The organism is Nostoc sp. 'Peltigera membranacea cyanobiont' 232, from assembly GCF_002245985.1.
GTDB lineage: Bacteria > Cyanobacteriota > Cyanobacteriia > Cyanobacteriales > Nostocaceae > Nostoc.
Window position 1 is genome coordinate 1 of the sequence record NZ_NOLK01000260.1, and the last position, 6,254, is coordinate 6,254.

The following is a 6,254-nucleotide window of genomic DNA, read 5'->3' on the forward strand; positions in this document are numbered from 1 at the left end:
CTCTCCTATCTAGCAGAGTTGCTCTTATTGCTTTCTGGACTAGGCAAGGGAGTCGTGTTACTAACTTTTTTGAGTGCTAGAAAAATGTTGTAGATGTTACTGCGACTGTCGCTGACGGCGGATGTCATCCCAATTGAGCGCGTTGCATCAAGCAAAATTTGTTGATTAGAAATTAGAGTTGGCAAAGGGAAATTTTTCACAGTTCGTTCCACATCCAGGAAAAATTGACCATTTGTGGGATTTGGTTCTGTAGGAACTGTTTGTTGGAAAGGGATCGTGCTAGCTAGTGTGTTGTTGGGTTTGGGAAGAATTTTATCAGTAACGGGAGCGCCCACTACTAAAAAGGCGACATCTCCATCTAACCAGCCGTGGGTGGCAGTTAATGTACCGTAAGGTGAAACCCAGTTAACAACGGGTTGTCCTGCAACTTTCGCAGATTGGACTTGGAACTGGTATTGATTTCTCATCACATCATCTAGCTGTTTTATGGATGCTTCAGCTGAATTACGATCGCTGCCTTGTACCATAAACACTAAACCCGAACGAAAATTGTCTGGTGAACCTTCTTTTGGAATACTAGGAATCACTGATAAAGAAAACTCGCCTTTCATCCAACTGAGCAAATCCTTATCTAAATCAAGAGTGGTAAGAGATTTTATCCCACCTCTGAGTTGTTCTGGTGCGATCGGTGAGAGGGGATTTCCTTGAGATGTTAAAACGTAATCTCCCCACAACCTCTGTAAGTTTCCCCCCGAAAGCATCATTAAGGTTTCTGCTGGTAGGCGGCTTTGCATTTGCCCAGCTTTGTTTTCTACCGCCAGCACCCGTTGACTATTAGGGTTTAACCAAGAAACGCCCTTGAAGCGGATTCCTTCTGCCTCTAAAGTCATTGTCCCAGCTAAACCCTGGTTATTTTGCAGTTGAGCCAAAACTTGAGCAGGTATTGGGCGGTTTGGAGAAGCTGCGGCTATTTTGGCTGCTGTTGGCACATTTATGTAAAACTGGCTAAAGGGTTGATCGTTGGCAATTTTTGGGAAATTATCAGCAAAGCCCCCTGTTGTCGCTAGGGATGTTTGATTTTTGTAGGCATCGATCGCTCGTTCTGTGGCTTTGGGACTATCAGTTATGACTATAAAACGCCCATCTAGTAATGCTGCTGAGAAGTTTTCCCCTGCTTGTCCCTCACTTTGTTTAATAGCGATCCCTTGATAAATCCGGTCAATCCATTTGCCTTGTTTAAGGGTTTTGGGTTGTGCCAAAATGTTTTTGGCGATTTCTGGGTTTTTCACTGGTAATACCATCACCATCGACTGCTGATCGCTGGCAGCATCTTCATTAGTGGTAACTGGTTTTGGTACAGCTTTATTTGCTGTTGCTGGGGCAAGAATTGCGATTGTAACGTCATTGCCTACCCAAGGAGCGATATCTTTCTGGAAGTCGTAACCATTATTAGTGAGAAAGCGATCGCGCAATTCTACTAAATTTCTGTCTAGTTCTGCTTGGGTTTCTTTTGTCCCAAACTGCCGCAATTTCTGCCACTGCTGGGGATCTGTTGTCAGAGAAACCGCAAAAAGCGCATCACCAGGAATAATATTTGCACCTACTAGCAAATCGCCAGAAGATATTTGTCTCTGACTTAACAACCAGTATGCTAGAGTCCCCGCACCAATCAATAGCCCAGCAGCCGAGAGCGTCAGCACCAGAGACGGTTTCTTTTTTTTCTTCATCGGAACAGACACAAGAGGCGGTGCCATTGAAACCTATACCTTATACTTGCAAACTCATTACTTGCTTGATTAGTCAAGTACATCAACTGGTTTAACCATTCTTTAAGGCAGCTAATTGGATTAAATTTTTCTACCTTAGATGCTGATGTTACTTAGATAATCAACTTTCCCTAGTCTTTCAAAAGCTGTGTTCTTGACTCAGTTACCATTTTTAACACGCTTTGTTGAATTTCGTAGGACGTTTCGCTAAGATTAACGCCTCATTGGGAAAATTTCCGCAAGTAAATCTGTGATTCCAAACATTAGACAATATAACTAACTGGATAAAGCTGCAAGTGAATTTCAGCTACTTGGCCTTGCTTGGTAGCGATCGCTTACAGTAGGCGGGTACACCATCGCACCATATAATGAGTGAAATATTTTTTGGGACAACCTATAATAATTGCAACTCAAATCCAGGTAATATATCCTCTCCAGAAACAATCGCCGGCATTTGCACAACTTCTACAACTTTCAAAAGTCGATAAATTTCAACTTGACGCTCTTGAGGATTAATCAGCCAACCCAAACGCAGACCATTTTTGATATATTCCTGCATTTTCTCTTGAATCTGTGACAGTCGGTCTGTCTCCGATCGCAGTTCAATCACAAAATCAGGTACAAGTGGCGGAAATTTTTTTCTTTGTTCTGGTGTTAAAGCTTCCCACCGCTCCAATTTTACCCAAGCAGCATCAGGAGAACGTTTAGCACCGTTAGGAAGTATAAAGATAGTTGAAGAACTAAAAACTTTCCCTAATTTAGCTTGACGATTCCAAATTTCTAAATCAGCAATCAGTCCAGCTTCTTGATTTCCGCTTTCTCCTCCGACTGGTGGCATAATTATTAATTCTCCGGCTGCATTCATTTCCAGGCTTAAATCACCATTGGCAACACACAATTGATAAAATTGCTCATCGCTTAAATGAGCAATCGGTTCTAGATTTAGCACAACAGTATTCATTAAAGCTTTCCTCGTGTCTTTCTTGCTAACATCAGTAGGAAATTCTTGCTTGTTGGAAGATTTATTTAGGTGTAATTTGCAACCCTCTTATACTTGCAACTCAAATCCAGGTAATATATCTTCTCCAGAAATAATTGCTGGCATTTGCACAACTTCTACAGCTTTCAAAAGTCGGTAAATTTCAACTTGACGATCTTGAGGATTAATCAGCCAACCCAAACGTAGACCATTTTTAATATATTCCTGCATTTTCTCTTGAATTGGTGCAAGCCTGTCTGTCTCCGATCGCAGTTCAATCAAAAAGTCGGGTACAAGTGGCGGAAATTTTTTTCGTTGTTCTGGTGTTAAAGCTTCCCACCGCTCCAATTTTATCCAAGCAGCATCAGGTGAACGTTTTGCACCGTTGGGAAGTATAAAGATAGTTGAAGAACTAAAAACTTTCCCTAATTTAGCTTGACGATTCCAATTATTTAAGTCTGTAATTAAATCTGCTTCTTGATTTCCGCTTTCTCCTCCTACTGGTGGCATAATTATTAATTCTCCCGCTACATTCATTTCCAGGCTTAAATCACCATTGGCAATACACAATTGATAAAATTGCTCATCAGTTAAATGAGCAATCGGTTCTAGATTTAGCACAACAGTATTCATTAAAGCTTTCCTCGTGTCTTTCTTGCTAACAATTTTAGAGAGGATGCGATCGCAGAACAACGGCAAACCATCACCGTAAACTCATTAGTTTGACGGCACTACTACCAAATGTGATAATTTCATTGTATGATTTGAGCTACTTGGTTTTGCTCAGTAGCCATTGCATCACATCATACTTCTTACTGATTTTTGGAATTTAATTGCATAGCTCCCAAATATTTAGTTAAATAAGGCGAAAAAACTTCATAAATTAAGGTTAGTGGCTGTCCATGATGCCAAAACAAGTAGTGGCGACCCCAAAAAGGCCCAGTTACTCCAAAACCAGACTCTAGCGCCAATGAGTCACCATAGTAAATCCCTCGAACATCCCGATACAACTCTGTGCGGAGACGAGCTAAACTTGCCCAAATTGGTAATGAACGATTTTGCAAATACTCATCTACATGACTGGCTTCCCACCACGAAGTAGCATAAGCTAATCGTTGACCAGAAGCAGTCCGCAGCCACACCTGTCGCCGTAGTCGCGGCCCTGGGACAGCTTGGATTAAATCAGGTGCAGCATCCAAGTCCATGCCAATCAATGACATATCAATGACATCTACTTCTACAGACTCGCCTGTAAGCAATTCCAAGTGACGTGTTGGAGAGCCATCACCCAAAAGCATTAGCTGCCAAGCAGGTGCTAGCTGAGTATGAGGTAAACTTTTTTGAATCACTTCCTCCCCTCCTTGCCAAATCGGAGTGAGGCGATGCCAAGCTGCTGGCTGTTTTAAGTTATTTGTCGGCGTAAAAGTAATACTCAATGCTTTTTACAAAACTTCACGTATCTCTATAAAAGCATAAAAAACCATAGAGTCACTTGTCATTTGTCATTTGTCATTTGTCATTTCTTACAAATTTCTGATGCCTGGGCAAACCGCAAACCATCTAATCTCGCAAGAGATTTTGCGCTTTGACCAATGACCATCTAGATTTAAGGGTCAATAGTCTCAGGTTTCTTGACCCTTGACTATTGACCCTTGACAAACAAAAATATGCGGATGGCGAGACTCGAACTCGCAAGGGCATTGCCCACACGCACCTCAAGCGTGCGCGTATACCAATTCCGCCACATCCGCACGGCTTGTCTAAAGATAGACTATAGCACAAGAAAATAATTATAGTAAGGTGATATCTAAAGTTATATTTCTCAAAAATATAAATTTCTTCAAGGCGGTATCAGACTGACAGAAATTTAGCATCTGCACAAGTGATATTAAAAAGGGTAGAGCGACTTTGGGAGATGCGGTGCGATCGCGAATCGCAAAAGCCCAGTTTGGTAAGCTAGCCAAGACTTACAGCAGCAATGTTGTTAGTGTAGTAAAACCTGTAAAGGCAGCAAGCCTGCAACATGCGAGTTTGCTTAGAATCAGGGTGGCGAATCTCCTGTGATAATTTTAAATAATGCGGAAGCGTCGTTTCAAGTTGGATCGGGGAAAATGTCAATCTACTGGTAATGATATCGAAACTAAAAAATGAAGTTTGACAAAATATTAATTGCCAATCGGGGAGAAATCGCCCTTCGCATTCTCCGCGCCTGTGAAGAAATGGGAATTGCCACAGTCGCGGTTCACTCCACCGTTGACCGGAATGCTCTCCACGTCCAACTTGCTGATGAAGCGGTTTGCATTGGCGAACCAGCTAGCAGTAAAAGTTATTTGAATATTCCCAATATTATTGCTGCCGCCCTGACACGCAATGCCACTGCCATTCATCCAGGCTATGGTTTTTTGGCAGAAAATGCCCGGTTTGCAGAAATCTGTGCTGACCATCATATAGCTTTTATCGGCCCAACTCCAGAAGCTATCAAACTGATGGGTGATAAATCCACTGCCAAAGAAACCATGCAAAAAGCTGGAGTCCCTACAGTGCCAGGTACTGAGGGGTTAGTAGAATCCGAGGAAGAAGGATTAAGATTCGCCAAAGATATCGGCTATCCAGTGATGATCAAAGCCACAGCCGGCGGTGGTGGGCGGGGTATGCGCCTAGTTCGTTCTGAAGATGAATTTGTCAAACTTTTCTTAGCAGCCCAAGGGGAAGCAGGAGCAGCTTTTGGGAATTCTGGCGTTTACATCGAAAAATTTATTGAACGTCCCCGCCACATCGAATTTCAAATTTTGGCGGATAACTACGGTAATGTCATCCACTTGGGTGAACGGGATTGCTCAATTCAGCGCCGAAATCAAAAGCTACTAGAAGAAGCACCAAGTCCGGCTCTCGACCAAGACTTGCGTGAAAAAATGGGACAAGCTGCTGTCAAAGCTGCCCAATTCATTAATTACAGTGGGGCGGGTACTATTGAGTTTCTCTTGGATAGATCCGGTAAATTCTACTTTATGGAAATGAACACCCGAATTCAAGTAGAACATCCTGTAACAGAGATGATTACTGGGATAGATTTGGTTGCCGAACAAATTCGGATTGCTCAAGGAGAAAGACTCAAGCTTACCCAAGAGCAAGTAGTTTTGCGGGGTCATTCGATCGAGTGCCGGATCAACGCTGAAGATCCAGATCATGACTTTCGCCCCTCTCCAGGACGGATTAGTGGCTATCTGCCGCCTGGAGGCCCTGGTGTTCGGATTGATTCTCACGTTTACACAGATTACCAAATCCCGCCTTACTACGATTCCTTGATCGGCAAGTTAATTGTTTGGGCCCCAGATCGACCCACTGCTATTAACCGCATGAAACGCGCCCTCCGGGAATGTGCCATAACTGGACTACCCACCACCATTGGGTTTCATCAAAAAATTATGGAAACTCCACAATTTTTGCAGGGTAATGTCTATACAAATTTTGTCCAGGAGATGAACGGATAGGGGATTGGGGATTGGGGA

Annotated in this window: 6 protein-coding genes and 1 tRNA gene; 1 reads left to right on the plus strand and 6 read right to left on the minus strand. The window is 42.8% G+C overall.

All coding sequences use genetic code 11. From position 1 onward, the window contains the following. Positions 1 to 5: 5 nt before the first annotated feature. The 6 genes from CDG79_RS38250 to CDG79_RS43125 form a co-directional block, all read right to left on the minus strand. Positions 6 to 1,754: a DUF3352 domain-containing protein gene (locus CDG79_RS38250; protein WP_094346731.1), complete on the minus strand. Its 1,749-nt coding sequence runs from the start codon at positions 1,752 to 1,754 to the stop codon at positions 6 to 8. 406 nt (positions 1,755 to 2,160) lie between these two features. Further along, a complete protein-coding gene (locus CDG79_RS38255; protein ID WP_094346732.1) occupies positions 2,161 to 2,727 on the minus strand; it encodes a Uma2 family endonuclease in 567 nt (188 codons plus the stop codon). Between the two features lie 87 nt (positions 2,728 to 2,814). Next, positions 2,815 to 3,378, minus strand: coding sequence for a Uma2 family endonuclease (locus CDG79_RS38260; protein ID WP_094346733.1), 564 nt, complete (start codon positions 3,376 to 3,378; stop codon positions 2,815 to 2,817). 179 nt (positions 3,379 to 3,557) lie between these two features. Next, entirely contained in the window at positions 3,558 to 4,181 is a 624-nt protein-coding gene (locus CDG79_RS38265) for a chorismate lyase (RefSeq protein WP_094346734.1), read from the minus strand. 232 nt (positions 4,182 to 4,413) lie between these two features. After that, positions 4,414 to 4,496, minus strand: a tRNA-Leu gene (locus tag CDG79_RS38270). A 39-nt stretch (positions 4,497 to 4,535) separates the two neighbouring features. Then, complete coding sequence (locus CDG79_RS43125; protein ID WP_189525278.1) at positions 4,536 to 4,709, minus strand: hypothetical protein; 174 nt, start codon at positions 4,707 to 4,709, stop codon at positions 4,536 to 4,538. A 183-nt stretch (positions 4,710 to 4,892) separates the two neighbouring features. Here CDG79_RS43125 and accC point away from each other — a divergent pair, with 183 nt between their 5' ends. Continuing rightward, on the plus strand, positions 4,893 to 6,236 hold the full coding sequence (gene accC, locus CDG79_RS38275; RefSeq protein ID WP_094346735.1) for an acetyl-CoA carboxylase biotin carboxylase subunit: 1,344 nt from the start codon (positions 4,893 to 4,895) through the stop codon (positions 6,234 to 6,236). The last annotated feature ends 18 nt before the right edge of the window (positions 6,237 to 6,254 follow it).